23 protein-coding genes are annotated in these 26,865 nt (G+C 73.2%); 9 read left to right on the top strand and 14 right to left on the bottom strand.

All coding sequences use genetic code 11. The features are described 5' to 3' along the window. Nucleotides 1-74: 74 nt before the first annotated feature. Nucleotides 75-2,360 carry a DUF5682 family protein gene (locus ACZ4M3_RS05450; protein ID WP_467730328.1) on the bottom strand — a complete coding sequence of 762 codons (2,286 nt, stop codon included), beginning with the start codon at nucleotides 2,358-2,360 and terminating at the stop codon, nucleotides 75-77. Beyond that, a complete protein-coding gene (locus ACZ4M3_RS05445; RefSeq protein ID WP_467730327.1) occupies nucleotides 2,357-3,463 on the bottom strand; it encodes an ATP-binding protein in 1,107 nt (368 codons plus the stop codon). The genes ACZ4M3_RS05450 and ACZ4M3_RS05445 overlap by 4 nt, the downstream gene beginning before the upstream one ends. A gap of 134 nt (nucleotides 3,464-3,597) precedes the next feature. Between ACZ4M3_RS05445 and ACZ4M3_RS05440 the strand changes: the two genes are divergently transcribed. Continuing rightward, nucleotides 3,598-4,935 carry an SWIM zinc finger family protein gene (locus tag ACZ4M3_RS05440; protein ID WP_467730326.1) on the top strand — a complete coding sequence of 446 codons (1,338 nt, stop codon included), beginning with the start codon at nucleotides 3,598-3,600 and terminating at the stop codon, nucleotides 4,933-4,935. Between the two features lie 276 nt (nucleotides 4,936-5,211). Further along, the gene (locus ACZ4M3_RS05435) at nucleotides 5,212-6,825 is read left to right on the top strand and encodes a DUF5691 domain-containing protein (protein WP_467730325.1); all 1,614 of its coding nucleotides are present in this window, start codon (nucleotides 5,212-5,214) and stop codon (nucleotides 6,823-6,825) included. A 65-nt stretch (nucleotides 6,826-6,890) separates the two neighbouring features. Here the strand turns inward: ACZ4M3_RS05435 and ACZ4M3_RS05430 are convergent, their stop codons facing one another. Continuing rightward, on the bottom strand, nucleotides 6,891-7,295 hold the full coding sequence (locus ACZ4M3_RS05430) for a cobalamin B12-binding domain-containing protein (protein ID WP_453352868.1): 405 nt from the start codon (nucleotides 7,293-7,295) through the stop codon (nucleotides 6,891-6,893). A gap of 243 nt (nucleotides 7,296-7,538) precedes the next feature. Between ACZ4M3_RS05430 and ACZ4M3_RS05425 the strand changes: the two genes are divergently transcribed. Both ACZ4M3_RS05425 and ACZ4M3_RS05420 read left to right on the top strand, forming a co-directional pair. Continuing rightward, nucleotides 7,539-8,366, top strand: coding sequence for an esterase/lipase family protein (locus ACZ4M3_RS05425; RefSeq protein WP_467730324.1), 828 nt, complete (start codon nucleotides 7,539-7,541; stop codon nucleotides 8,364-8,366). A 124-nt stretch (nucleotides 8,367-8,490) separates the two neighbouring features. After that, complete coding sequence (locus ACZ4M3_RS05420) at nucleotides 8,491-10,251, top strand: M23 family metallopeptidase (RefSeq protein WP_467730802.1); 1,761 nt, start codon at nucleotides 8,491-8,493, stop codon at nucleotides 10,249-10,251. 40 nt (nucleotides 10,252-10,291) lie between these two features. Here the strand turns inward: ACZ4M3_RS05420 and pcrA are convergent, their stop codons facing one another. Together pcrA and ACZ4M3_RS05410 are read right to left on the bottom strand one after the other, a co-directional pair. Continuing rightward, nucleotides 10,292-12,784 carry a DNA helicase PcrA gene (gene pcrA, locus ACZ4M3_RS05415; RefSeq protein WP_467730323.1) on the bottom strand — a complete coding sequence of 831 codons (2,493 nt, stop codon included), beginning with the start codon at nucleotides 12,782-12,784 and terminating at the stop codon, nucleotides 10,292-10,294. 91 nt (nucleotides 12,785-12,875) lie between these two features. Next, complete coding sequence (locus ACZ4M3_RS05410) at nucleotides 12,876-13,175, bottom strand: ArsR/SmtB family transcription factor (protein WP_467730322.1); 300 nt, start codon at nucleotides 13,173-13,175, stop codon at nucleotides 12,876-12,878. A 122-nt stretch (nucleotides 13,176-13,297) separates the two neighbouring features. On the opposite strand from ACZ4M3_RS05410, the gene ACZ4M3_RS05405 reads away from it, so the two are divergent. The 3 genes from ACZ4M3_RS05405 (at nucleotide 13,298) to ACZ4M3_RS05395 (ending at nucleotide 15,758) form a co-directional block, all read left to right on the top strand. Further along, nucleotides 13,298-14,188 (top strand): alpha/beta fold hydrolase, encoded by an 891-nt coding sequence (locus tag ACZ4M3_RS05405; RefSeq protein ID WP_467730321.1) that lies wholly within the window; start codon nucleotides 13,298-13,300, stop codon nucleotides 14,186-14,188. Between the two features lie 83 nt (nucleotides 14,189-14,271). Further along, nucleotides 14,272-14,625: a hypothetical protein gene (locus ACZ4M3_RS05400; RefSeq protein WP_467730320.1), complete on the top strand. Its 354-nt coding sequence runs from the start codon at nucleotides 14,272-14,274 to the stop codon at nucleotides 14,623-14,625. Between the two features lie 98 nt (nucleotides 14,626-14,723). Then, entirely contained in the window at nucleotides 14,724-15,758 is a 1,035-nt protein-coding gene (locus ACZ4M3_RS05395) for a C40 family peptidase (protein ID WP_467730319.1), read from the top strand. A gap of 24 nt (nucleotides 15,759-15,782) precedes the next feature. On the opposite strand, the gene ACZ4M3_RS05390 is transcribed toward ACZ4M3_RS05395, so the two are convergent. The 3 genes from ACZ4M3_RS05390 to ACZ4M3_RS05380 form a co-directional block, all read right to left on the bottom strand. Next, nucleotides 15,783-16,886, bottom strand: a complete 1,104-nt coding sequence (locus tag ACZ4M3_RS05390) for an alpha/beta hydrolase (protein ID WP_467730318.1) — start codon at nucleotides 16,884-16,886, stop codon at nucleotides 15,783-15,785. 86 nt (nucleotides 16,887-16,972) lie between these two features. Further along, nucleotides 16,973-17,662, bottom strand: coding sequence for a LuxR C-terminal-related transcriptional regulator (locus tag ACZ4M3_RS05385; RefSeq protein WP_453352859.1), 690 nt, complete (start codon nucleotides 17,660-17,662; stop codon nucleotides 16,973-16,975). Next, on the bottom strand, nucleotides 17,659-18,948 hold the full coding sequence (locus ACZ4M3_RS05380) for an ATP-binding protein (protein WP_467730317.1): 1,290 nt from the start codon (nucleotides 18,946-18,948) through the stop codon (nucleotides 17,659-17,661). The genes ACZ4M3_RS05385 and ACZ4M3_RS05380 overlap by 4 nt, the downstream gene beginning before the upstream one ends. Nucleotides 18,949-19,079: 131 nt before the next feature. Here ACZ4M3_RS05380 and ACZ4M3_RS05375 point away from each other — a divergent pair, with 131 nt between their 5' ends. Together ACZ4M3_RS05375 and ACZ4M3_RS05370 are read left to right on the top strand one after the other, a co-directional pair. Next, nucleotides 19,080-20,396, top strand: a complete 1,317-nt coding sequence (locus tag ACZ4M3_RS05375) for a PspC domain-containing protein (RefSeq protein ID WP_467730316.1) — start codon at nucleotides 19,080-19,082, stop codon at nucleotides 20,394-20,396. Continuing rightward, nucleotides 20,383-20,607 carry a hypothetical protein gene (locus tag ACZ4M3_RS05370; protein ID WP_467730315.1) on the top strand — a complete coding sequence of 75 codons (225 nt, stop codon included), beginning with the start codon at nucleotides 20,383-20,385 and terminating at the stop codon, nucleotides 20,605-20,607. The genes ACZ4M3_RS05375 and ACZ4M3_RS05370 overlap by 14 nt, the downstream gene beginning before the upstream one ends. On the opposite strand, the gene ACZ4M3_RS05365 is transcribed toward ACZ4M3_RS05370, so the two are convergent. From ACZ4M3_RS05365 to ACZ4M3_RS05340, 6 genes are all read right to left on the bottom strand, one after another. Beyond that, a complete protein-coding gene (locus ACZ4M3_RS05365) occupies nucleotides 20,553-21,071 on the bottom strand; it encodes a DoxX family protein (protein WP_467730314.1) in 519 nt (172 codons plus the stop codon). The genes ACZ4M3_RS05370 and ACZ4M3_RS05365 overlap by 55 nt on opposite strands. 18 nt (nucleotides 21,072-21,089) lie before the next feature. Continuing rightward, the gene (locus ACZ4M3_RS05360) at nucleotides 21,090-22,361 is read right to left on the bottom strand and encodes a hypothetical protein (protein ID WP_467730313.1); all 1,272 of its coding nucleotides are present in this window, start codon (nucleotides 22,359-22,361) and stop codon (nucleotides 21,090-21,092) included. Nucleotides 22,362-22,449: 88 nt separating this feature from the next. After that, nucleotides 22,450-23,265, bottom strand: a complete 816-nt coding sequence (locus ACZ4M3_RS05355; RefSeq protein ID WP_467730312.1) for a class II aldolase/adducin family protein — start codon at nucleotides 23,263-23,265, stop codon at nucleotides 22,450-22,452. Nucleotides 23,266-23,393: 128 nt separating this feature from the next. Continuing rightward, entirely contained in the window at nucleotides 23,394-24,986 is a 1,593-nt protein-coding gene (guaA, locus tag ACZ4M3_RS05350) for a glutamine-hydrolyzing GMP synthase (protein WP_467730311.1), read from the bottom strand. Nucleotides 24,987-25,104: 118 nt separating this feature from the next. Continuing rightward, nucleotides 25,105-25,947: a helix-turn-helix domain-containing protein gene (locus ACZ4M3_RS05345; RefSeq protein ID WP_467730310.1), complete on the bottom strand. Its 843-nt coding sequence runs from the start codon at nucleotides 25,945-25,947 to the stop codon at nucleotides 25,105-25,107. Between the two features lie 25 nt (nucleotides 25,948-25,972). After that, a complete protein-coding gene (locus tag ACZ4M3_RS05340) occupies nucleotides 25,973-26,719 on the bottom strand; it encodes a DUF6879 family protein (protein WP_467730309.1) in 747 nt (248 codons plus the stop codon). Between the last annotated feature and the right edge of the window lie 146 nt (nucleotides 26,720-26,865).

The following is a 26,865-nucleotide window of genomic DNA, read 5'->3' as shown; positions in this document are numbered from 1 at the left end:
CGCCTTGCTGATCCCGCTTCCCGGCCCGCCCGCTCTCGTCGGCGGCGTCTGCCTCGTCCCGCGGCGCCCGGGCGTCAGCGCGCGCCCGCCGCCGCGCCCCGCGCTCCCTCCGCCCCGGCGAGCAGCAGGCGGACCAGGTCCACCACCGCGTCCGCGCGGACGGGGTCCAGCTCCGGGGCGAAGCCCTCGGGAGCCGAGCCGGGGCCCGCAGTGCGCGCCCGGCCGGACGGTCCGCGCCGGACCAGTTCGCCCAGGGCCCGCTTCACTCCCGGCTCGTACGCCCCGAACGTCCGCCGCAGCAGGGGCAGTACGTCGACGAAGGCGGCCGCCGGAACCGACACCAGCCAGGTGTCGATCAGGCCGAGCAGCCGCTCGTCGTGGACCAGCAGGGTGCCGCCGCCCGCGCCGCCTCCGGCGAATCCCTCGATCCAGCCCGCCGCGTCGGCCGGGGCGGTCGCCGGGGAGAGCGCGAGGCCCATCAGCCGCGCCGTCTCCTCGGGCGGGAGCCGGCCGTCGTCCAGGAGCAGCCGCGCGGCCCGGCCCCGGATCAGCCCGGGCACGGTGTCCCGGCCGGCCAGCGTCCGCAGCACCGCCGACCAGCGCTCCCGCAGCCCCTCGTCGGCGTCGGCCAGCAGGGCGATCGCCGCGTGCACGGCGTCGACGTGCCCGCGCAGCTCCGCCGCGCCGTCGGCGTCCAGTCCGGCCGCGCAGGCGGGCGGCAGGGCCACGCATATCCGCTCCGCGAGTCCGGCGGCGACGGTGCCGAGCGCCTGCGCGTCGGTGCCCCGTACGTCCCCGTACCGCAGCGCGCGGGCCAGCGCGGGCAACGCCTTGGCGAGGCGTGCCACATCGGTGTCGAGCGCGGCCCGGTCCGCGAGGGCCCGCAGCACGGCGGGCAGTGCCTCGGACAGCCCGGCCAGCAGGCACCGTTCGGCCAGGGCGGTGACTTCGGCCAGTTCGGCCGCGTCCGCCGCGAGCGCTTCGGCCCGGGCGGTGGCCGCCCCCAGGACGGTCGTGCCCCAGATGCCCGCCTCCGCGACCCGTACCGACAGCTCGGGCTCCCAGCGCAGCCGCCAGGTCTCCCGGAAGGTGCCGGTGCTGCCGCGGGAGGCGGTGGGTGTCCCCCAGTCGATGCCGAGCAGCCGCAGCCGGTGCAGGAGCAGCGACTTGCCGGCGTCGGTGTCCTTGCGCAGGTCCAGTTCCAGCTCGCGGTCCTGCGCCTCCGCTTTGAGGCGCAGGGTGCGCTGACTGCGGGTGAGGTCGCGCTGGAGCGGTACGACGGGCGCCGCGTCGGGGACTTCGCCCAGTACGTCCCCGACCACCAGACGGTCCTCGATGAGGGCGAGCGGTATGTCGGAGCCGTCGCACATGACCGCCCGGGCCGCCTCCAGGGTCTCGGTCAGGCCGGGCACCGGCCGGCCCCGGACTGCGGCGAGGGTCTGCGCCAGCCGGACCGCCTCGATGACGTGGGCGGAGGAGACCTGCCGGTCCTCTTCCCGGAGCAGGCCCGCGACCTTCGTCAGCCAGCGCTCGACGGGCCGGTCCCGGGCGGTGAAGAGGTGCGCGTACCAGCCGGGCGAGCTGATGCCGGCCCCGTATCCCCCGGCCCGGGCGAGCCGGCGGTGGGTCCAGGGCACCCAGGTGGTCTCGACCTTGATCTTGGGCAGTCCGCTGAGCAGTGCCCTGTCGGCGGTGGCCGTGGCCGGGGCGCGCAGGGCCGGGACGTGCCAGGCCCCGCAGACCACTGCGTAGCCGTCGCCGAACTCCCGGCGCGCGGCCCGCATCCGCTGGCGCATGTACGCCTCCCGCACCAAGTCGCGCCCGCCGCCAGCCCCGTACGCCTCGCGCAGCGCGCCCATGGCCTCGCCGAGGGCCTCGAACGCCGCCAGGGGGTCTTCCCGTCCGGCGTCCCGGTGCTCGACGACGTCCTCCCACCATCGCTCGGGGTCGTCGTACCCGGCGCTCTCGGCCAGCACCGCGAGGGGGTCGATCCGTACGGAGTCGGCGTCCTCCTCCTGGTCCTGCGCCGCGGCCAGCGAGTGGGCGGCGGGGAGGTCGATGAACCGGACGGGTACGTCCCGCTGCAGGGCCCAGCGGATGGCGGCCCACTCCGGGGAGAACCCGGCCAGCGGCCAGAACGCGGCCCGGCCCGGATCGTCCGCCGCGTGGGCGAGCAGGGCGACGGGCGGCCGCATCTGCGGGTCGGCGGCGAGCGGCAGCAGCGCGTCCCCTTCCGGCGGCCCTTCGATGAGCACCGCCGACGGCTGCGCTTCGTCCAGCGCGGCCCGCACGGCCCGGGCGGAGCCCGGACCGTGGTGCCGGACCCCCAGCAGGAGGGGGCCCTCGGTCCGCCGGGTCATGCCGTCACCTCCCGGCAGGCGCGGTAGAAGTCCTTCCAGCCGTCCCGCTCGCGGACGACGGCTTCGAGGTACTCCTGCCAGACCACCCGGTCGGCGGCCGGGTCGCGGACGACGGCGCCGAGGATTCCGGCGGCCACGTCGGAGGGGCGCAGGACGCCGTCCCCGAAGTGGGCGGCCAGCGCCAGGCCGCCGGTGACCACGGAGATGGCCTCGGCGGTGGACAGGGTGCCGCTGGGCGACTTGACCTTGGTGCGACCGTCGCCGGTGACCCCGTCGCGCAGCTCGCGGAAGACGGTGACGACGCGGCGGATCTCCTCCAGGCCCTCGGGCGCCGCCGGCAGGTCCAGGGCGCGGCCCATCTGGTCGACGCGGCGGGCGACGATGTCGACCTCGGCGTCGGCGGTGGCGGGCAGGGGCAGCACCACGGTGTTGAAGCGGCGGCGCAGCGCGCTGGAGAGCTCGTTGACCCCGCGGTCGCGGTCGTTGGCGGTGGCGATGAGGTTGAAGCCGCGCACGGCCTGCACCTCCTGCCCGAGCTCCGGTATGGGGAGCGTCTTCTCGGACAGGACGGTGATGAGGGTGTCCTGGACGTCGGCCGGGATGCGGGTGAGTTCCTCGACCCGGGCGGTCATGCCGTCGGCCATGGCCCGCATGACGGGGCTGGGGACGAGGGCTTCGCGGCTCGGGCCGTGGGCCAGGAGGCGGGCGTAGTTCCAGCCGTAGCGGATGGCTTCCTCCGGGGTGCCGGCGGTGCCCTGGACGAGCAGGGTGGAGTCCCCGCTGACGGCGGCGGCCAGGTGTTCGGACACCCAGGTCTTGGCGGTGCCGGGGACTCCGAGCAGCAGCAGCGCGCGGTCGGTGGCCAGCGTGGTGACGGCCACTTCGACGATGCGGCGCGGGCCGACGTACTTGGGTGTGATCACGGTCCCGTCGTCCAGGGTGCCGCCGAGCAGGTACGTGGCGACGGCCCAAGGGGAGAGCTTCCAGCGGGTCGGGCGGGGCCGGTCGTCGGCGGCCGCCAGGGCTTTCAGTTCCTCCGCGAAGGCGTCCTCGGCGTGCGGTCGCAGTGCTTCTGCGCGGTGTTCGGTTCCGGGCGTGCTCATGGTCCCCCTCCAATGCTCGGCAGCCGCTCCCGACTGCTGGAACCACGGTGCACCACACCACTGACAACGCCCCTTGTTCGAGGCGTCGTTGCAGGTCAGAGCGATTGTCAGTGGGGGTCTCTACGGTGGGACACATGACTGAGCAGGGGGTCCGCTGGACAGCGGAACAGGTACTGGCTCTGGCTCCTGACGATGCGTCGCGGAAGGCGGGGGGCAAGCTGGGTGGGGCGGGACCGTGGTCCCAGACCGGAGGTTCCGCTTCCGGTGCGGTGTGGGGTCTGTGCAAGGGCAGCGGCAGGACGCCGTACCGGACGGTCGTGGACCTGACGGGCCCGGCGTACAAGTGCTCCTGCCCGAGCCGGAAGTTCCCGTGCAAGCACGCGCTGGGGCTGCTGCTGCTCTGGGCGACGGAGGGGGTGGGGGATCAGGGACGGGCGCCGGAGTGGGCCGGGGAGTGGCTGGCGGAGCGGGCGGCGAAGACGGCCCGGCCGGCGGCGGCGAAGCCGGTGGACGAGGAGGCGGCCAGGAAGCGGGCCGAGCGGCGGGCGGCCCGGATCGGGGCGGGGGTCGGCGAGCTGGAGCAGCGGCTCGTGGACCTGCTGCGCGGCGGACTGGCCGGCCAGGAGCAGGCGGGGTACGGGCCGTGGGAGGAGACGGCGGCCCGGATGGTCGACGCCCAGGCGCCGGGACTGGCCTCCAGGGTGCGGGAGTTGGGGACAATACCCGGTTGCGGCTCCGACTGGCCCGCCCGGATGCTTGAGGAGTTCGCGCTGCTGCACCTGCTCGACCGGGCCTGGCTGGGGGTGTCCGGACTGCCGGAGCAGCTGGCCGCGACGGTCCGGACCCGGGTGGGACTTCCGTCTTCGGCGGAGGGCGCAGCCGTACGGGACCACTGGCTCGTGCTGGCCCAGTACGACTCGGCGTCCCCGGACGGCCGGCTCACCACCCGCCGGATATGGCTGCGCGGGCTGGCGAGCGGGCGGCCGGCCCTGGTGCTGGACTTCGGGCCGCCCGGGCGGCCTCCGGGGCTGGCGCTGCCGGTCGGACTGGTACTGGAGGCGGAAGCCCGCTTCCGGCCCGGTTCGGCGGGACTGCGGGCGGACCTCGGGGAACGGTACTCGGCCGCGGTGCCGGGCGGCCGGGTGCCGGCCGGGGTGAGTCCGCAGGCGGCTCTGGAGGCGTACGGGGCCGCGCTGCGGGAGGACCCCTGGCTGGAGTCTTGGCCGGTGGTGCTGGGTCCGGTGGTTCCCGTACCGGGTGAGCTGGGCTGGCAACTGGCGGACCTGGAGGGGGCGTCGGCGCTGCCGGTGCCGCTCGCCGGGCCGGGGAGCGGATCCCGGTCGGGGCTGTGGCAGCTCGCCGCGCTGTCGGGCGGGGGTCCGGTGACGGTGTTCGGGGAGGTCGGCCACCGGGGGTTCACCCCCCTGACGGCCTGGCAGCCGGACGCACCGGAACCGGTGGCTCTGGTCTGACGGGCGGGGCCGCCGCGCCGGGAGGCGGCGGCGGAACAGCAAGAGGCGATCGGCGCGGGGGAGCGCCGGCGCTGGGGAGGGACCGGCGGCGCGGGGGCGCCGTCGTGCGGTACCGAGAAAGCCGGGGGGCTTTGATGAACGACAACCACGCCAGCTGACGCACTGTTTGAGCCGACATTTCACCATACTGCTCCGGTCCCGCGGAGGGGGCGGGACCGGAGCACGGCACGGCAAGCACGGCAATCACGGCACGGGACACGACGAGGGAGGGGTCCGATGGAGACGGCTGGGGCGGCGCGCGCCGGAGGGACGGCGCACGCGGGAGACGAGGGCCGGGAGGCGTACGCCGACTGGGACGGGCTGGTCGCCGCGGCGCTGCTCGGCACCGAGCGGCGCCGGGGCGGCTCGCCTGAGGCCCTGTTGGGCGAGGCGGCCGTACAGACGCTGCGGCGCCGGGCCGGGCTGCGGCCGGCCCGGGCGCGGGAGCGTCCCGCGCCGGCGCCGGGCGATCCGCGCCCCCAGCCGCCGGAAGCGGCCCGGCGGCGGCTCGCGCAGCTGCTCGCGGGCCGCGGCGGTGCGGGCGGCTCCGGCGGCCGGCGGGGGGCCGCCCCGGATCTGACGGAGCTGCTGCCGCAGTGGCTGGCCGCCGCGGTCCGGCACGGCTACCGCGCTCCGGTGGCGCTGGTCCCGGCGCTGCTGGACGCCGCCAAGGCCCGCACCGACCTGCGGCCGCACGCGCTGGCCCTGGCCGGGAGCCGCGGGCTGTGGCTGGCCCGGCTGAACCCGGACTGGCGGTTCGCGCTGCGCGGCGGGGCGGGCGGCGCGCTGGAGCTGCCCCGTCCCGAGGACCACGAGGGGGTCGAACAGCTCTGGCAGGAGGGCCTGTTCGCCGAACGGGTGGCGCTGCTGGGCGCCGTACGGGCGCACGACCCGGCCGCCGCGATCCGGCTGCTGGCCACCACCTGGTCCGCCGAACGGGCCGAGGACCGGCTGATGTTCCTGGACTCGCTGCGGGTGGGGCTGTCCGACCGGGACGAGCCGTTCCTGGAGGCGGCCCTGGGCGACCGCAGCCGCAACGTCCGGGCGACGGCGGCCGAGCTGCTGTCGGCGCTGACGGGTTCGGCGCTGGCGGGGCGAATGGCGCAGCGGGCGCTGGCCTGCGTGGGTCCGGAGGGGATCGACCCGCCGGCGGAGTGCGATGCCGGGATGCTGCGGGACGGCGTGGTCAAGCGGCCGCCCGCGGGACGCGGGGAGCGGGCCTGGTGGCTGGGCCAGCTCGTGGAGGCGGCTCCGCTGTCCCGCTGGCGGGAGCGGTTCGGGGGGCTCACCCCGGCGGAGATAGTGGCCCTGCCGGTCGGTGACGGCTGGGCGGAGGAACTGCACGCGGCGTGGTGCCGGGCGGCGGTGCGCCAGCGTGACGCGCAGTGGTCGAAGGCGCTGCTCGGCTCGGCGTCCGCCCCGCCGGCGGCCGGCCCGGGCACGGCGTCACTGGCGGAACGGGCGAAGCTGCTGTCGGTGCTGCCGGACGGGGAGCGGGCCGAGTGGGTGGCGGAGTTCGTCCGGGCGCACGGGCTGTCGGAGGCGTTCCAGCTGCTCGGGGTGTGTGTGGTGCCGTGGGCGGGGGCGCTGGGCCGGGCGGTGGTGGACGCACTGGACGCGGCCCGGCGGGCGGGCGGCTACCCGTGGAGCTTCAGCGGGGTGATGGGCCTGGCGGAGCGCTGCCTCGACCCTGCGGACGCCGCCCACCTGGAAGCCCTGACCAGGGCCCCGGCGGCCCCCGCCGAGCCGTCGGCGGGCGCGGCGGCCTACTGGGAGGAGGCCTTCCAGCGGCTGGCCTCCACCCTGCACCTGCGCGCGGCCATGCTCGCGGAACTGGCCCCGGCCGACTGAGCCGGGGTCCGCCCCGCCGGGACCGGGCCGGCGGCCCCGCCCTGGTCAGGACCGGTCAGGACCGGTCAGGACTGGCGGACGTTCGCGTTGACCCAGTCCACGATCGACGTCGTAGTGGCGCCCGGGGTGAAGATCTCCGCCACGCCCTTCTCCTTCAGCGGGGCGATGTCGTCCTCCGGGATGATGCCGCCGCCGAAGACCTTGATGTCCTCCGCGTCCCGTTCCTTCAGCAGCTCCAGCACCCGCACGAACAGCGTGTTGTGGGCACCCGAGAGGATGGAGAGGCCGATCGCGTCCGCGTCCTCCTGGATCGCGGTGTCCACGATCTGCTCGGGGGTCTGGTGCAGGCCGGTGTAGATGACCTCCATGCCCGCGTCCCGCAGCGCCCGCGCGATCACCTTGGCCCCGCGGTCGTGGCCGTCGAGACCCGGCTTGGCCACCACCACACGGATCGGACCGGTCACACCCATCGCACTGCCTCCCGAGTGAACGAACGTTAAGTACAGCATCGCGCACCAGCCCGTTTCGCGGTCAAGCAGGAGGGGGAAATCACACGTGGGAGCGTGGAACCACCGCCACTGGTTCAGCGCCCCCGCCAGTGACTCACGGGGGAGCCGCACCGAGTCGTCCCGCCACCGTGCCGACAGCCGCACGGCACGGAGGCGGGGCACGTCGGCTGTACGGCCGCATTCCCAAGAGGCCCGGAGGCCGCCATGGGGCTGTCGATCACGCCGATATCCACACCCTTACCGCTCTCCGTCTCCCAGTCGGCGGCGGCCCTTCGGGCAGCCGTCCTGGAGGCGGTGGTACTGACCGGGCACCTGGTCCTGTACCCCACTGGGGTGCTCGCCGAACGGCTCGCCGCCGACCCGGCCGGCGAGGCTGCCGACCAGCGGCCCCCGGTGCTGCTGCTGCACGGCTTCACCGACAACCGCTCGGTCTTCGTCCTGCTGCGCCGCGCGCTGGCCGCAGGCGGCCTGCGGCGGGTGGAGTCGTACAACTACTCTCCGTTCACCCGCGACCTGCGCGCCACCGCCGGGCATCTGGCGCGCCGCGTGGAGGAGCTGTGCGAGCGCAGCGGCCAGGAGCGGATCGACCTGGTCGGACACAGCCTCGGCGGGCTGGTGGCCCGGTACTACATCCAGCGGCTCGGCGGCGACGCCCGCGTACGCACCCTGGTCACGCTCGGCACCCCGCACTCCGGCACCACCGTGGCACCCTTCATGGACGCCCACCCGCTGGTCAGGCAGATGCGGCCGGGCTCCGAGGTCATGGCGGAACTGGACGCCCCGGCTCCGGGCTGCCGGACCCGCTGCGTGGCGTTCTGGAGCGAGTTCGACGCGCTGATGACGCCCCCGGGGACGGCCCGCCTCGACCACCCCGACCTGACCGCCGAGAACGTGCTGGTCACCGGTATCGGCCACTTGGCGCTCCCGGTCCACCCCACCGTGATCAGCGCGATCCGGCACGCCCTGGACGGACCTCAGGCCCGTTCTTCCTCCAGCGCCGACGGAACCGAAGTGCGCCGCATCGCCATCTGAGGTATCTGAGACATCCGAGGCATCCGAGGCATCCGAGGTAGGGGAAACACCGAACGGCCCACAGTCGAACGGATTTCGAACTCAGGGCCAAGGCTCGGTCTTCATGCGACCGAAAGACAGCCGAATGCCCGGTTCCCCTGATGCCGAAACCCGCCGAAGATTGTCGTCTCCAGTAACCGCCGGGTACAGTCGCGCCACTGCTCTCCTCCGGGGAACCTCTCGTTCCCCGGCCACCCAGGCCCCCACTGCCGAGGCGAAAGAGAAGTTGGTGAACGACCGCCCCTCGTCGGGCCAGTACCCCGAAAACGGGTACGACGGCCTCTCCACCACCACTTTCGCTGGTGACCCGGCCTACGTTTCCTACGAAACGCAGGGCCACGGCTACAACTACGCTGATTCCACCGGGTACGAGGCCTACGGCTCGTACCAGTCGACCGGCAGCTACGACACCACCGCCTGGACGGGACAGGAGAGTTACCTCTCCTCCGTGCCCAGCCAGGGGGTGCCCGAGGACACCACGGGCCAGTGGGACGCGAGCGCCTGGGCCGACGCGAACACCGCCGCATACCAGCCGACTTCCTTCGGCTACGACCCGTCGGGCGCGGAGCAGGCGGCCGAACAGACCGCGCAGTGGAACACGTTCCCCGCGTACGGGCAACAGGACACCGGCGCGTACGACGCCACCGCCTGGAACACCGGCCACGGCAACGGCTCCTACGACCCCGCCGCACACGACGGCACGCAGCACGACGGCACGCAGCACCACGGCACCGCGCACAACGGCTACGGGTCCTACGGCTACGAGGCGACCAGCGTCATCCCGACGGTCATGCCGATGGACGACCCCGCGCAGGCCCCGGACAGCCACGCCACCGACGGCCACACCGCCGACCTCCACGCCGCCGACCTCCACGCCGCCGAGACCGCCGTCTTCGAGACCCTCTCCGCCGACGACGAGCCGCAGCCCCCGGCCACCGTGCACGCGATGGCCACCCAGACGATGCCGGTCACGCCCGGTCCGACGACGGCCGAGCCGCGCGCCTCGCGCCGGGCCGGCAGCAAGACGAGCGGCTCCAAATCGAGCAACTCCAAGACGACCGGCGCCAAGGCGGGCAACGCCAAGGCCGCTGCCGCCGTCGGCAACAGCCGGCGCCGTACCCCGGCGAAGCGTTCCGCCCTCCTGACCGTCGCCGTGCCGTCCGCCTGCGTCATGGGGGTCGCGGGCGTCGCCGCCGCCTCGGTCGGCGGGCTCACCGGCACCGACAAGCCCGCCCAGGACACCACCACGATGGCCGCGGCCGACCCGGCCTCGGTGAAGCCCGTCGCGGCGAACAACAAGCTCGACACCCAGCTCACCGCCCTCAGCGCGGACGCCGGCGACTTCGCGGACCGCGCGAGCCGCACGCAGGAACGCCTGGACCTGAAGCAGCGTCAGGAAGAGGAGAAGAAGAAGCGGGCCGAGGAGGCCGCGGCCAAGGAGGCCGCCCGCCCCAAGTTCGCCCTCCCCGTCTCCCAGCACGGCCTGAGCGCCGGGTTCGGACAGGCCGGCGGCATGTGGATGTCCGTGCACACCGGCATCGACTTCCCGGTCTCCTACGGCACCCCGGTCATGGCCGCCACCGACGGCACCGTGCGCACGCAGTGGAACAGCGCCTACGGCAACATGGCCATAGTGACCTCCCCCGACGGCACCGAGACCTGGTACTGCCACCTCAGCAGCACCAAGATCCGCTCCGGCAAGGTCAAGGCCGGTGACGTCATCGCCTACTCCGGCAACTCCGGCAACTCCACCGGCCCGCACCTGCACTTCGAGGTCCGCCCCGGAGCCGGTTCCCCGATCGACCCGCAGGCGTGGCTGCGCAACCACGGCCTCGACCCGACGTAGGCCTTCCGGCCCTACGCCGGGCCGTGCCGCGGGCGCTCGGCTACAGCTTCTGCACCGGCGCGTAGCGCAGGAGCAGCCGCTTCGGCTTGTCGTCCCCGAAGTCGATGGTGGCCTGCGCGTCCGCGCCCGCCCCGCGGACCTCCATGACGGTGCCCAGGCCGAACTGGTCGTGCGTGACCCGGTCGCCGACGGTCAGGGCGACGACCGGCTTCTCGGCGGCCCGGCGCGTGGCGAAGCCGGAGGGGCCCGACTTGGTGCGCGACGAGGACAGGAACGCCTCGGGCGAGGTCCCGAACGATGCCTTGCCGCCGCCCGAACCGCGCATGGGACCGGCCGGCTTCTGGGAGGCGCCCGTCCGCTTCCACTGCAGGTACTCCGCCGGGATCTCCTCCAGGAAGCGTGACGGCGGGTTGTACGAGGGGGTGCCCCACGCGCTGCGCATCGACGAGCGGGTCAGGTAGAGCCGCTCGCGAGCGCGGGTGATGCCGACGTACGCGAGGCGCCGCTCCTCCTCCAGTTCCTTGGTCTGGCCGAGCGCGCGCATGTGCGGGAAGACCCCGTCCTCCATGCCGGTCAGGAAGACCACGGGGAACTCCAGGCCCTTCGCCGTGTGCAGGGTCATCAGCGTGATGACCCCGGTGCCCTCGGTGTCCTCGTCGGGGATCTGGTCGGAGTCGGCGACGAGCGCGACCTGTTCCAGGAACTCCGCCAGGGTGCCGCCCGTCGACGCACCGGCCGACGGTGCGTCTGCCTCGTCGGCCCGGGCCTGCTCGAATTCGAGTGCCACCGCGGCGAGTTCCTGGAGGTTCTCGATCCGCGTCTCGTCCTGCGGGTCGGTCGACGCCTGCAGTTCGGCGAGGTAGCCCGTGCGCTCCAGCACCGCTTCCAGCACCACGGCGGGGCCCGCCCCGGATTCGACGATCGTGCGCAGTTCCTCCATCAGCGCGTTGAACCGCTTGACGGCGTTGGTGGAACGGGCGGCCATGCCGAAGGCCTCGTCCACCCGGCGCAGCGCCTGCGGGAAGGTGATCTTCTCGCGCATCGCGAGGGCGTCGATCATCGCCTCCGCCCGCTCGCCGATGCCGCGCTTGGGGACGTTGAGGATGCGTCGGAGCGGGACGTTGTCCTCGGGGTTCGCCAGGACGCGCAGGTACGCGAGGACGTCGCGGACCTCCTTGCGCTCGTAGAAGCGGACGCCACCGACGACCTTGTAGGGGAGGCCGACGCGGATGAAGATCTCCTCGAACACACGGGACTGCGCGTTGGTCCGGTAGAAGATCGCGACGTCGCCCGCCTTGGCGTCGCCCGCGTCCGTCAGCCGGTCGATCTCGTCGGCGACGAACTGGGCCTCGTCGTGCTCGGTGTCCGCGACGTAGCCGGTGATCACGGCGCCGGTACCGGCCTCGGTCCACAGGTTCTTGGCGCGGCGGTTCTCGTTGCGCTCGATGACCGCGTTGGCGGCGGAGAGGATCGTCTGGGTGGAGCGGTAGTTCTGCTCCAGCAGGATCGTCGTCGCGTTCGGGTAGTCCTCCTCGAACTGGAGGATGTTGCGGATGGTCGCGCCGCGGAACGCGTAGATCGACTGGTCGGCGTCGCCGACGACGCACAGCTCGGCGGGCGGCAGGTCCGGGTATCCGGTGCCGACCAGCTCGCGCACCAGCGTGTACTGGGCGTGGTTGGTGTCCTGGTACTCGTCCACCAGCACGTGCCGGAAGCGGCGCCGGTAGTGCTCGGCGACGTCCGGGAACGCCTGGAGCAGGTGGACGGTGGTCATGATGATGTCGTCGAAGTCCAGCGCGTTGGCCTCGCGCAGCCGGCCCTGGTACATGGCGTACGCCTGGGCGAGGGTCTTCTCGAAACCGTCGACCGCCTGGTCCGCGAATGCCTCTTCGTCGATGAGCTCGTTCTTCAGGTTCGAGATCTTGGCGTTGAAGGCCTTCGGCGGGAACTTCTTCGGGTCGAGGTCCAGGTCCCGGCAGACGAGCGCCATCAGGCGCTTCGAGTCGGCCGCGTCGTAGATCGAGAACGAGGAGGTGAACCCGAGCCGCTTCGACTCGCGGCGCAGGATCCGTACGCACGCGCTGTGGAAGGTGGAGACCCACATGGCGTTCGCGCGCGGGCCGACGAGGCCTTCGACGCGCTCCTTCATCTCGCCGGCGGCCTTGTTGGTGAAGGTGATCGCCAGGATCTGGCCGGGGTGGACGCCGCGCGCGCCCAGCAGGTGCCCGATGCGGTGGGTCAGCACCCGGGTCTTGCCGGAGCCGGCGCCGGCCACGATGAGCAGCGGGGAGCCCGCGTGCACCACGGCGGCGCGCTGTTCCGCGTTGAGCCCCTCCAGGAGCGCCGCCGGGTCGATGACGGGCTTGGGCGCCCCGTTGCGGTAGTAGGCGTCCCCGGTCATGGGCACGTCGAACCGGCCCCCGAAGAGGTCGTCCGCGCCCGGCTCCGGGGCGGCGTGGTCCTCGGGCGGCGGGGGGACCTCGTCGGAGGGGGAGAGGTCCGCCAGGAAACTGTCGTCAAAGAGGCTGCTCATCGCTTTCCGAGTCTAGGGGGCGGGACCGACAGCCGGTCCCGTCCCGGGAAATCTCACAGACCCGGCTGCGCCCCGGGGGAGGCGGGCCGCCTCAGCGCAGGACCAGTTCCAGCAGCCCGGGGAAGCGCCGTTCGAGGTCGTCGCGGCGCAGCGCGAGGTACTGCCTGCGGCCCTCGGGGCGCTGGCAGATCACGCCGCTCTCGCGCAGGGTCCGCAGGTGGTGCGTGACGGAGGAGCGGGGCAGGTCGGGGACGACCTCCCCGCAGAAGGCTTCCGCGCCCGAGGCGAGCTTGCGGACGATCTCCAGCCGCGCGGGGTGGCCGAGCGCCGCGAGCACCTCGGCGAGGTCGAGGGCGTCGGCGTCGGGGTGGGTGAGCTCGGCTGCGGCCATGCCCCCACTGTACGCAAATCCCGTATGGACGTTGCGCCACCGTACGAAGATCCCGTACGGTTTCCGGCATGACAACCGTACGAAATATTCGTACGATCTCGCCCCGACCGGAGGACTCCCCCATGACCACCACCGCACCCCTGGACGACGCCGCGCTCGCCGCCTCCCTCGACGGCGGCTTCACCAGCCACCACGCCGACGTCAACGGCACCCGGCTGCACTACGTCGACGGCGGCGCCGGCCGCCCGCTCGTACTCCTCGGCGGCTGGCCGCAGACCTGGTGGCAGTGGCACAAGGTGATGCCCGCCCTCGCCCGCACGCACCGGGTCATCGCGGTGGACCTGCGCGGCATGGGCGGCTCCGCCAAGCCCGAGGGCGGCTACGACAAGAAGACGCTGGCCGCCGACGTCCGCGCCCTCCTCTCCCACCTCGGGATCGGGCGCGCCCACCTCGTGGGCCACGACATCGGGGCGATGGTCGCCTACGCCCACGCCGCCAACCACCCCGAGGCCACCGACCGGGTCGCCCTGCTCGACGTCTCGCACCCCGACCCGCAGTGGTACGAGGGCACCCTCCTCCCCCGGCCGGGCCGGATCCACAAGTGGTGGTTCGCCTTCAACCAGGTGCAGGGCCTCCCCGAGCAGCTGCTCGCCGGCCGCTACCACCACCTCCTGGAGTGGCTCTTCACGCACGCCGCCGCCGACCCCGCCGCCATCGACGCCCACTCCCGCGCGGTCTACGCCCGCGCCTACGACTCCCCCGAGGCGGTCCGGGCGTCCAACGACTGGTACCGCGCCTTCCCCCAGGACATCGAGGACCTCGCCGGCTACGCCCCGGTGACCGCCCTGCTGCTCGCGCTGGGCGGTGAGTTCAGCAACTACGAACTGCTGACGGGCGCGGTGCCGCCGCTGGGCACCGACACCCGGGTGGTCCGCGTCGACAGCAGCGGCCACTACCTCCCCGAGGAACAGCCGGAGGCCGTCACCGAGGAGCTGCTCCGCTTCCTCGGCTGACGCGAGGCCGGCGCGAGGCCGGCGTCTGCTCGGCGCCCGACCTGGCCACGGGGCGCCGCCGGCCGCCCCGTACGCTCGACGCCATGGACGTACTGATCAGCGTTTTCCTCGGCCTGCACATCATCGGCATAGCCTCGCTCCTCGGCGGCTTCCTCACCCAGATGAAGGCGATGGGCGCGGGCACCGCCCGGTTCGTCCCCGCGATGCTGCACGGCGCGCTGACGATGCTGGTCACCGGCGTGCTGCTGGTGGGCTTCCGCGAGATGGACGGCGGCACCGTCAACAACATCAAGATCGGCGTGAAGCTCGCGGTCCTCTTCGTCGTCCTGGCGCTCGTCTACGTCAAGCGCGACGAGGAGCAGGTGGACAAGGCGCTGTTCGGCGCGGTCGGCGGCCTGACCATGGCCAATATCTTTATCGCCGTCCTCTGGCACTGACCGTTCAACAACGGTCAGTTCGGAGCATCTCCTCATCTCCCCGTTACCTCCAGGTTTAGCGTCCTCCCCCAAGACCAACGGAAGGACGTGAGGCCCCCGTGGCGAGTCATCGAAAGCCCAGGCAGCGCCCGCTCTCCGGCGGCCCCGTACGGACCGCCGCCACCACCCTCGCCCTCGCGGGCGCTGCCACCGCCACCGCCTTCGAAGGCACCTCGCAGGCCGACCCCCGTCAGACCCCCACCCAGGTCAAGGCCGAGGTCGACCGGCTCTACCAGGACGCCGAAGCGGCCACCGAGCAGTACAACGGGGCGAAGGAGAAGGCCGACGAGGCCGAGCGCGCGCTGTCCGGCCTGCGCGACGAGGCCGCCCGCAAGGCCGACCGCCTGGGCGCGGCCCGCAGCGCGCTCGGAGCGCTCGCGGCGGGCCAGTACCGCAGCGGGGGCCTGGGGCCCACCGTCCAGCTGGCGATGTCCGGCAACCCGCAGGAGTACCTGGACCGGGCCGCGCTGCTGACCCGGGCCGGCGACCGCACCGCCGCCCAGGTGGCCGCCGTACGCCGCGGGCTCGACGAGTCCGGCCGGCTGCGGGACGAGGCGGCCGCGCGGCTCGCGGACCTGCGCGCGCGGCAGGACGAACTCGCCGCCGCCAAGGCCACCGTCGAGGGCAAGCTGAACGCCGCCCGGCAGCTGCTGAACAGGCTCACCGCCGAGGAACGGGCGGCGTACGAGGCGCAGTCCGCGCCCGCCGGCCCGCAGACCACGCTGTCCGCCCCGGTCGGGGACGGCAGCCGCGCCGCCCGCGCGGTGGCGTTCGCGTACGGGGCGCTCGGCAAGCCGTACGTGTGGGGCGCCACCGGACCGGGGGGCTTCGACTGCTCCGGCCTCACCCAGGCTGCCTGGGGCGCGGCCGGGGTCTCGCTGCCCCGCACCACCTACACCCAGATCAACGCCGGACAGCGCGTCTCCCGCGACCGGCTGGCCCCCGGCGACCTGGTGTTCTTCTACTCCGGGGTGACGCACGTGGGGCTCTACATCGGCGACGGGAAGATGATCCACGCCCCGCACCCCGGGGCGCCGGTCCGCATCGCCCCGATCGACTCGATGCCCTGGGCCGGCGCGGCCCGCCCCGCGTGAGGCCGCCCCGCCCCGCCTGGGGCGCTACGGCGCCTTGACCGTCTTGCTCAGCCAGTCGAAGGTCTGCGGGAGCTGCTTGGACCACGAGTCGAGGTTGTGGCCCCCGGTCACCTTCTCCGCGTGCACCGCGGTCGGGCTCTTCGCGATCGCCTTGAGGTCCATGCCGGACAGGTAGCCGTCCTGCTCGGCCCCCGACATCCACAGCGAGACCGCGGGCGGCACGGGCGCCGCCGTCAGCACGTTCTTGAGGTTGTGCGTGCGGCGCAGCTCCGGGTCCTTGGCGACCAGCGACGAGGGCTCCTGGCCCGGGTCGTTGTAGCCGGACAGGGAGACGGCCGCGCTGTACCGGTCGGGGTGGACCATCGCCAGCTTGGCGGCGCAGTACGCGCCGGCCGAGTACCCGGCCACCCCCCAGGTGCGGGCCTCCGCCGAAACCCGGAAGTTGTCGGTGACCATCTTGCGGACGTCGACGCTGAACCAGCTGTCGGCGTTGACCTTGCCGGGGATGTTCGCGCAGCCGGTGTCGGCGTTGCCGAGCAGCATGGCGCGCGGCGAGACCAGGACGAACGGCTGCACCTTGCCGCTCTTCATCAGCGGTTCCAGCACCTCGTGCGCCTTCACGCCCTGGAACCAGGACTTGCCGGTTCCGGGTATGCCCGGGATCAGCTCGACCACGGGGAACTTCTTGTCCTTGTAGGCCGGTTCGTCGTACTGGGGCGGCAGCCACACCATCACGTCGCCCTTGACGCCCGAGACCTTGCCGTCGAGTTCGGTCTTCTTGACGCGGCCACCGAGTCCCTCGACCGGCTGGAAGTCCTGGTGCACCTTCGGCTCGGCCTCGGTCTTCTTCCCGCCGAGCCCGTCCGGCCCGAGGTCGGGGGCGGCGGTGACGTAGCTGCCGGTGCCGAGCAGATCGCCCCAGGAGGCGTAGAAGGTCTCCTGCCGGTTCACCGCGACGAACACCAGCGCGACGGCCGTGACCTGAGCGAAGGCCACCATCAGGCAGCGCGTGGCGACGCGTACGACGACCGGCCCGCGCGCCCTGCCCCACAGCAGCAGCGGCAGCAGTACGGCGAGCACGGTCAGGGCGATCGCCGTGGCGAACAGGGGGGTGCCGGTCAAGCTCATCACGTCTGCCAAGAGGCCCGGCACCCGCACCGGGGTTCCCGTTCCCCGGTGCGTCGTGGATCACAGCCGGCCCGGCGCGCAGCCCCTCACACCAGGCGGCGGGCCGTCGCCCAGCGGGTCAGTTCGTGCCGGTTGGAGAGCTGGAGCTTGCGCAGCACGGCGGAGACGTGCGACTCGACCGTCTTGACGGAGATGAACAGCTGCTTGGCGATCTCCTTGTACGCGTAACCGCGCGCGATCAGCCGCAGCACCTCGCGCTCGCGCTGGGTGAGCCGGTCCAGGTCCTCGTCCACCGGCGGCGCGTCCGTCGAGGCGAACGCGTCGAGCACGAAGCCCGCCAGGCGGGGCGAGAAGACCGCGTCCCCGTCCTGCACCCGGAAGACGGAGTCGACCAGGTCGGTGCCGGTGATGGTCTTGGTGACGTAGCCGCGGGCACCGCCGCGGATGACCCCGATGACGTCCTCGGCCGCGTCCGACACCGACAGCGCCAGGAACCGCACCGGGTTCTCGGCCGCCGCCATCAGCGGGGCGCAGCGCCGCAGCACCTCCACACCGCCGCCGCCGGGCAGGTGCACGTCCAGGAGCACCACCTCGGGCCGGGTGGCGGTGATGACGGTGACGGCCTGGTCCACGTCGGCCGCCTCGCCGACGACCTCGACGCCGGTCCGGGCGGTGTCGCCGATCTCGGCCTGTACGCCGGTGCGGAACATCCGGTGGTCGTCGACGAGCACCACCCGGACGTTCCTGGTCTCCTGCGCCCCGCTGTCCTCGGTCATGCCGCCCTCTCCATCTCCAGCTCGACTTCCGTGCCGCCGCCGGGCGCGGACCGCAGCCGTGCGGTCCCGCCGTTGCGCCGCATCCGGCCGATGATCGATTCTCGTACGCCCATGCGGTCGTCCGGTACCGCGTCGACGTCGAAGCCCGGGCCCCGGTCCCGTACCGACACGAACACCGTGCGGCCCTCGACTTCCGCGTAGACCTGTACGGGTCCGCCGTCGCCACCGTACTTGGCGGCGTTGACCATCGCCTCGCGCGCGGCCTGGATCTGGGCGGCCAGCTTCTCGTCGAGGGGGCAGTCGCCGACGACGACGACCTCGATGGGCACTCCGTGGTGGTCCTCCACGTGGGCGGCGGTCTGCTTCACGGCCTCCGCGAGGGTGGCGGGTTCCTCGGCCTCGTCCTTGCCGGTGCCCTCGGGCTTGTACAGCCAGTTGCGCAGCTCGCGCTCCTGGGCGCGCGCGAGGCGGCGCACCTCGCCGACGTCCTCGGCGTTGCGCTGGATCAGGGTGAGGGTGTGCAGCACCGAGTCGTGGACGTGGGCGGCCACTTCGGCCCGTTCCTGGGCCCGGATGCGCATCAGGCGTTCCTCGGAGAGGTCCTGGGTCATCCGGATCAGCCAGGGCCCGGCGAGCAGGGCGACGCCGACGAGGACGGCGAGGGTGGCGGTGAGTACGTTGCCCAGCTGGGCGGCGGAGCCCCGCACCACGATGAAGACGGTCAGGCCTACGCCGACCAGTACGACGCCGGCGAGCGCCCGGCCGACCTGGAGCAGGCGCTTCTGGCGTCCCGCGGCGGCGCTCCAGTGCGCGCGGCGCGCGTTGTCGGCCTGCCGCCACACCAGGACGACTCCGGCGCCGACCAGCAGCGTCGGCCATACGTAGCGGCCGTTGGAGCCGCCGACCCGGAGCTGGGAGAAGTAGATGGCGGCGCCGACGCACAGCGCGACCAGGGCGGTGAGCTGCCCCTTGTCCGGCTTGCGCAGCCGTCGGGTGCCGTCCGCCAGGGTCTCGAAGTAGGAGCGGTGGCCGGTGCGGCCGCCCACGCCGAGCGGTACGAAGACCCAGAACGCGGCGTACAGCAGCACGCCGAGGCCGTCCCCCCACATGAACATCGCGAGGAACACGAGCCGGACCCAGATCACGGGCAGCCCGAGGTGCCCGGCGAGTCCGCGCGCGACTCCCCCGAGCATCCGCCCGTCGGCGCTGCGGTAGAGCTTGCGGTGCGGGGTGTCCTCGGGGTCCTTCGGCGCGTTCGGGATCCGGGGGGCGGCGGCTACGGGCATGCCACCGATGGTCACATGCCGGGCGGGCCGGGGTCATCAGGGCGTTCCCCCAGTTCAACCCGGGGGATATCAGGGTTGTCCCAGGGTCGGGCCGGATTCCCCCGGCCCGGGCGGCCCGTCACCATGGACCCATGACCGAAGTGCACGACTCCCCACCGAAGGACGCCGACGCCGGGGCCCCCGCCCCGGACGGGCGCCCTGCGCTGCGCCGCAGCAAGCGCGACAAGGTCCTCGCGGGCGTGTGCGGCGGTCTCGGCCGGTATTTCGACCTGGATCCGGTGGTCTTCCGCATCGTGCTCGGTGTCCTCGCGGTCACCGGAGGCGTCGGTCTGATCTTCTACGGGTTCGCCTGGCTGCTGCTCCCGCTGGACGGCGAGGAGGACTCCGAGGCGAAGAGGCTGCTCACGGGCCGGGTGGAGGGGGCGACGCTGGCGGCGCTGTTCGCGGCGCTGGTGGGCTGCGCGCTGTTCCTGTCGATGCTGGACAACGGCGGCCTGGGGATCTTCTCCGTCCTGGTCGTCCTGGCGCTCGGCGGGGCCGCGTACTGGTCCCGGCGCCACCGCGCCGCGGCCCCGCCGGAGCCGGCTTCGCCCGAGGCCCAGCGGGGTGCGGCGCACCGGCCGGTGCCGCCGCCCGAGACGCAGGCGCCGCCGGTGCCGGGCAGCCCGTCGTGGTGGCGGGATCCGCTGGTCAAGGACGGCACGACCGGCCCGGTGGGCTCGACGGGCTACCTGTGGGGGCCGGACGACAGCGCCGCCGCGGGCGGCCCGGCCACCCCGGCGGCTCCGGCGCCCGCCGCCCGGGCGGTGCGCTCGGGCAGCGGGATCGGCGGCAGGGTGTTCGTCCTCGCGTTGCTGGCGGGCGGCGGCGCCTGTGCGGCGGTGTGGCAGGGCAGCACCCTCTCGCACGCCCTCCAGGTCGGGCTGGCGGCGGCGCTGGCCGTCTTCGGGCTGGGCCTCGCGGTCAGCTCCGTCAAGGGCCGTACCGGCTTCGGCACCATCCTGCTGTCGCTGATCACCGCCGGGCTGCTGGCGGGGGCGGCCGTACTGCCCCGCGACATCGGTACGGACTGGCACGACGTGCGGTGGCGGCCGGCCGCGGTGGCCGACGTACGGCCGCTGTACTCCTCGGGGACCGGGCTCGCCACCTTGGACCTGAGCCGCCTGGACGTGCCGAAGGGCAGCACGCTGACCGTCCGGGCGTCGATCGAAGCGGGCCGGCTGAAAGTGGTCGTGCCCCGCGAGGTCACCGCGAGGACCGACGTCTCGATCCGGGTGGGCGACATCCAGCTGCCCGGCGAGGGGAGCCGGGACGTGCGGATCAAGAGCGGCGGCGAAACCCGGCAGGCGACCCTGCCCCCGGCCGCCGGCACCGAGGCCGGCGGGACGATCGAGCTGCACCTGGACGCGGGTGTGGGACAGGTGGAGGTGGCCCGTGCAGCGTCATGAGTTCCAGCCGGGACGGCTGATCGCGGGCCTGGTCCTGCTCGCGGGGGGCGTGCTCTACCTGCTCGACGCGACCGGCGAGGCCGACGCGCCCTGGTACGCCGTCGTCCCGATGACGATCGGCGGCTTCGTCCTCGCGGCCCTGGCCGGGCTGGTGACCTACGCGGTGCGCCGCGACCGGCGCGAGCGCAGCAGCGCGTCCAGCGACAGATAGGGCGCTCCGGCGAGCACCAGCGGCAGCCAGGCCATCAGGTAGGCCAGGTCGTTCCCGTAGTAGTACGGGGAGACCGCCCAGGAGACCGTGAGCCACAGGCTGAGCGAGATCAGTGCGCCGCCGGTGGCCGCGAGGCGGGTCAGCAGGCCCGCGAGGACGCCGAGGCCGACGAGCAGTTCACCGATGGCGAGGGCCACGGCGAAGCCGACGGGGGCCCTGAGGGCCAGGTCGACCAGGGCGGGCACGGCCGAGGTGTCCCGTACGCCGTGCATCAGCTCGCCGATGGAACCGGGGCCGGAGGCGGACAGGAACGCGGAGTCGGTGAGTTTGTCCAGACCCGCGTAGACGAAGGTCACGCCGAGGAAGATCCGCAGTGGGAGGAGCGCGTACCGGGCGGCGCGGTCCCGCAGGCCGGAGCCGGCCTCGGGAGGGACGGCGGCCGCGGAGACATCAGTTCGGGTCACGCCCCATGTCTACCCCCATCATTCGGCCACGTCGATGGCACAGCGGTTGGATTCCACCCCAGCGGCCGTGACGACCTGGATCTCGACCCGGCCCGGTTCCACTTCCGCCGGCACGGGCACGGTCAGCACAGTGTCCGACGGGTTGGTGAAGCCGCCCGTCACCGGCACCAGCGGCACGTGGACGTGTACCGCCCCGATCCGCACCACCAGCCGGGCCAGCATCTCCGGCGTCTGCGCCCCGGGCGGCACGAACCCGACGCCCCGGACCTCGATGTCGTCGCCGGGGCGGACGGCCGCGTCCAGGTCCCCGGGCTCCCGTCTGCGCACCACCGACAGCACCAGCGGGCGGCTGCCCTCCGCGTACTTCGCCCCGAGGTACACCGCCGCCGACAGCGCCACCAGCAGGGTCAGCGCCCACGGGAGCCGCGGCAGCCGGTCCGGGAAGCGGGCCAGGGACACCGCCGCGTACGCCAGCACCACCGTGGAGACCAGGACGTACTGGGCGTCGGGGAAGCTGCCCCGCCCGGCGTCGTCGGTGAGCAGGTCGGCGCCGCTGGGGTGGTCCGCGGGCAGCTTCTGCAGCCGCTGGCCCATGATCCGTACGGAGACCACCCGGCGCACCAGCACCGCCACCCCGGAGGTCAGTGCGAGCACCGCCAGCAGCGGCAGCGCCCGCGCGAGCGCCAGCCCCTCGTACAGGGCCGCGCGTTCCGGTCCGGGCGCGGAGGCGGCCAGCCGCAGGGCGGGCAGCAGCGCGGCGAAGGCGGTCAGTACCAGCCAGGCGACCGGCACGGCCTTGGAGGTGGACAGCCGGTTGTCCTCGCCGACCAGCGGGGCCAGCAGGCCGCCGCGCAGCGACTGGGCCCGGGCGGCGACGGTCAGCAGCCCGGCCAGCACCAGCGCCGCCAGCAGGCCGGCGGTGCGGGCGGTGGACCAGCCGGTGCCGAGCGCGGTGCCGATCTGGACCAGCAGCAGCACTCCGGCGGCGATCCACAGGGTGAGGACGGCCCGCCGGGAGAGCAGGTACAGCCAGGAGTGGCCGGCCTCCCGGCCCCGGTCGGCGACGGTGCGCGCGGACAGCGTCAGCTCGTCGGAGACCCACTGCCGCGACGCCCCGGCGGAGCGGGCGACGGCGGCGGGCAGGCCCTGTCCGGCGGCGAACTCCTCCCGCTTCTCCAGGAACGCGGCGACCGCGCGGCGGTGGCCCTCCCGGGCGCCGTGCGGGCAGTCGTCGCAGGTGCAGGTGCCGCCGTGGGTACTTCGGGGGATCTCTTGGACAGCCACGTGCATGCCGCCTCTCTGAACTCCGGTGCGATGCCAGCGAATTGTGCACCACTGCGGCAGTGCTCCGGATTGCGCACGATGTCAGAGCAGGTGATTAACCGTTCATGATGTTGACGTCACCCGGCCGGCCGTCCTCGGCGGCCCGCGCGCGGGGCCCGTCCGCCACCGTCTGCCACAGCGGCTGGTAGCTCACCCAGGCGGCCAGATCCGTCCCGAAGCGCTCCCGCGTCGCCACCGCGGCCCGGCGGTCGACCGGCACCGGCTTGCCGGCCGCCCGCGCGGTCAGCTGCACCCGCGCCGCCCGCTCGGCGGCGATGAACCACCAGGCGGCCGCGTCCACGGAGCCGCCGACCGTCAGCAGCCCGTCGTTGCGCAGGATCAGCGCCTTGTACGGGCCGAGCGCCCGGGCGATCCGCACGGGGTCCTGCGGCTCGGCGTACTCGTCCAGCAGCGCGTGGTCCTCGAAGAAGACGCAGGCCTCCCGGGTGACGGGCGCCAGCAGCTCGCCGAGCGCGGCGAGCGCCCTGCCGTACGGGGCCTGCGCGCGGACCACCGCCACCACGTCGGGGCGGGCCCGGTGCACGGCGGCGTGCGCGGCGAAGGCCAGCTGGTTGACCCGCCGGGCCCCTTGGAGCACCTGGCCGTCCCCGTCGGCCAGCAGCAGATCGGCGGGGGTCAGGGCGGCGAAGGCCCGGCCGAAGGGGTTCACCCAGTAGCAGTCCTCGAACTCGGGGTCGCGGGCGGTGATGTGCCCGCCGACCCCGTCCTCGAAGCCGAGCCGCGCGAAGAGCCGCAGCGCGCCGGCGAGCCGTTCCTTGCGGTGGGCGCGCTCGCGCGCCGGGTCGGTGTGCCCGGGCGGCAGCTCGAAGCCCAGCCGCCCCGGGGGCACGGGTGCGGGTCGCTCGGCCATGGCCCCTCCTTCGTCGCGGCTCCGGTCGCGGCGCAAGGTACCGGCGGGCGCCCGAAGAGGCCATACGCACGGCGAAGCCGCCGCTCCCGGGTGGGAACGGCGGCTTCGTCAGCGGGTAGGGGCGGGGATCACTCCCACTCGATGGTGCCCGGCGGCTTGCTGGTGCAGTCCAGGACCACGCGGTTCACGTCCGGCACCTCGTTGGTGATGCGGGTCGAGATCCGGGCGAGCACCTCGTACGGCATGCGCGTCCAGTCCGCGGTCATCGCGTCCTCGGAGGAGACGGGGCGCAGCACGATCGGGTGGCCGTAGGTGCGGCCGTCGCCCTGGACGCCCACGCTGCGCACGTCGGCGAGCAGGACGACCGGGCACTGCCAGATCTCCCGGTCCAGGCCGGCCGCGGTGAGCTCCTCGCGGGCGATGGCGTCGGCCTCGCGCAGCAGGTCCAGGCGCTCCTTGGTGACCTCGCCGACGATGCGGATGCCGAGGCCGGGGCCGGGGAAGGGCTGGCGGTGGACGATCTCGTCCGGCAGGCCGAGTTCCTGGCCGACCATCCGGACCTCGTCCTTGAACAGCTGGCGCAGCGGCTCGACGAGCTCGAACTCGATGTCGTCGGGGAGGCCGCCCACGTTGTGGTGGGACTTGATGTTGGCGGTGCCGGTGCCGCCGCCGGACTCGACCACGTCCGGGTACAGGGTGCCCTGGACCAGGAAGGCCACGGCCGGGCCGCCCTCGGCCTCGGCGATGATCTCGGCCTGGGCCTGCTCGAAGACGCGGATGAACTCGCGGCCGATGATCTTCCGCTTGGTCTCCGGGTCGGAGACGCCGGCGAGCGCGTTCAGGAAGCGCTCCTGCGCGTCGACGACCTTGAGCTGGACGCCGGTCGCGTTGACGAAGTCCTTCTCGACCTGCTCGGTCTCGCCCTTGCGCATCAGGCCGTGGTCGACGTACACGCAGGTCAGCTGGGAGCCGATGGCCTTCTGTACGAGGGCTGCGGCGACGGCGGAGTCCACGCCGCCGGAGAGGCCGCAGATGGCGCGCTTGTCGCCGACCTGCTCGCGGATGGCCGCGACCTGCTCCTCGACGATGTTGCCGGTGGTCCAGGTGGGCTTGAGGCCGGCGCCGCGGTAGAGGAAGTGCTCCAGGACCTGCTGGCCGTGCGTGGAGTGCATGACCTCGGGGTGGTACTGCACGCCGTACAGCTTCTTCTCGTCGTTCTCGAACGCGGCGACGGGCACGACGTCGGTCGAGGCGGTGACGGAGAAGCCCTCCGGGGCGGCGGAGCAGGCGTCGCCGTGCGACATCCACACCGACTGGTTCTCCGGGGTGCCCTCGAAGAGGGTGGAGCCGGCCTTGGAGACGGCGAGCGGGGTACGGCCGTACTCGCGGGCGCCGGTGTTGTCGACCTGGCCGCCGAGGGTGGTCGCCATCAGCTGGAAGCCGTAGCACATGCCGAAGACGGGGACCCCGGCCTCGAAGATCGCGCGGTCGAGCTGCGGGGCGCCTTCTTCGTAGACGGAGGACGGGCCGCCGGAGAGGATGATCGCCTTGGGGTCCTTGGCCAGCATCTCGGCCACGGGCATGGTGCTGGGCACGATCTCGCTGTAGACCCGTGCCTCGCGGACGCGGCGGGCGATGAGCTGGGCGTACTGGGCGCCGAAGTCGACGACGAGAACCGTGTCCGGGGCGCTGTCGTGGGCGGCGGAGGGTGCTTCTGGCACGGGGGCGGCCTTCCGGCGGAGAAAAGGTGGCTGTTTTGTCGATTCTAACGGCGACGGCACCCCCTGCTTCGTCGTACCGTCCGAGGACCGCGGCCCGTGACGCACCGCGACGCACCAGTTACAGCGCGCGCCGCGCGTCCCCGATCACCCGCTGCGCGTCGGCGCCGTAGACGGCGGACTCGCGGAGCGTGTTCCAGACGCGGTCGTACGTCGCGACGCTGTCTGCGTCGTCGAGCCACAGCTCGGCGTGCCAGTCCTCCACGATCACTAACCGCTCGTCGTAGATCCAGAAACCGTTGCCCGGGTGGATCTTCAAAGGGTTCGAGAACGGAACGATGCCCAGCTCGACCGTGTCGAGGCCGATGACGCTCAGCAGCCTGTCGAGCTGCGCCGCGAGGACCGCGGGGGGACAGACGAGGGCGTGCAGCGCCCCTTCCCACATCATGATGTGGTGCCGTTTGCCGGAGTCGTACAGCGCTTCCTGGCGGCGTACCCGCGCCCGCACCGCGGCCTCCGTGTCGCGCGGCGACTGCATGAGTTCGGCGTGCCGGGTGAAGACGGCCCGGGCGTAGTCGGCCGTCTGGAGCATGCCCGCGACGATGCAGTTCTCCCAGATGCGCAAGGTGGTGGTGCGGGCGTGCTCGGCGGTGATGGCGTCCTGCACCGCTCGGTGTCCGGAGGCCAGTTGGCGGCGCCAGGAGCGGATGTGGGATTCGAAGCCCTTCAGCCGCGCGTGCAGTTCATCGGTGGCGTCCGGGCTGCCGGTCGCTTCCGCCCAGGCCCGCAGGTCGTCGGCCGTCGCGGTCTGCCGCCCGTTCTCCGGCTTGTAGACCTTGGAGTGCGTCCAGCCGAGCAGCTCCGCCAGCTGTGTACCGGTGAGCCGACCCGCAGGGCCCGATACCCGCAGGTCCCGGAGCCTGGCCCCGAGCGCGGCCCGCGCCTTCTGAAAGTCTGTGCTCACCGGTCACACGCTACTTACGGCCCGCCTAGGTGGCCAGGCCCGCCGCGAACGCCTCGTAGCGCACCGCGTAGTGCCATGCCGCGTCCCGGACCTGGGCGTAGCGGTTGACGGCCACCGGCTCGGTGATCAGCTCCACGTCGACGAGGTTGTCAGCGTCATCGAAGTTGAGCAGGGCCACGAACCGGGAGTCGAAGATCCAGAAGTCTTCGGCGGGCAGCCGCAGGCGATCCGCCTCTTCCCGCCAGAGGTTGCGGATGTCCTCACCCACGGCGCAGTTCCGCTTGGCGTTGTCGAGCAGGTAGAGCTGCCCCACAGACGGCGGGTTGTCGACGATCCGCACCCGCTCGAAGCGTTTGCCCTGATCCGTCTGCCCCCGGACGGTACGGGACCATGCGTCGTCGTAGTCCCATTGCACGGGCTCACCGGCCACGAACTGGTCATAGGTCTCGGCAGCCTCGTCGGACGCGAAGCGCCGCCTGGTCTCCAACCGCCAGGCCGTGTGCTCGAAGTTCTCGAAGAGCCGACCGAAGGCTTCGAGGTCGATGATGTGCGGAACCCGCTCCGCCTCCTTGGGGCCGAAGTCCACCAGCAGCTCCCTCGGGACCACGACCGGGACCTCACCCTCACCGAGATGCTGGAGCTGCTCGATGTCCTCCGGGTCCGTGAGTGGCCTTCCCTGAACGACGATTTCCCCGCTGTCCAGATCCTGATGCACGGCGGGACAACCGCCGCCGACCGAACCCGTGCCGTTGAAACGCAGTCGCCGTGCCATGAACTCGCCCCTTCCGTCGGGAACTTCCACGCCCAGCATCCACGGATCCCGGACGCCGCGGTAGGTCATACCCAAGACCATGAGGGAACATCCGAGAACATTCGCGCCGTGGGTGAGCACAAACGAGAACACGGCCTCACCACCTC

This window comes from Streptomyces sp. NPDC026522 (genome assembly GCF_055567555.1).
The sequence above is the reverse complement of the archived record's forward strand: the minus strand, read 5'-3'. Positions and strand labels throughout refer to the sequence as shown.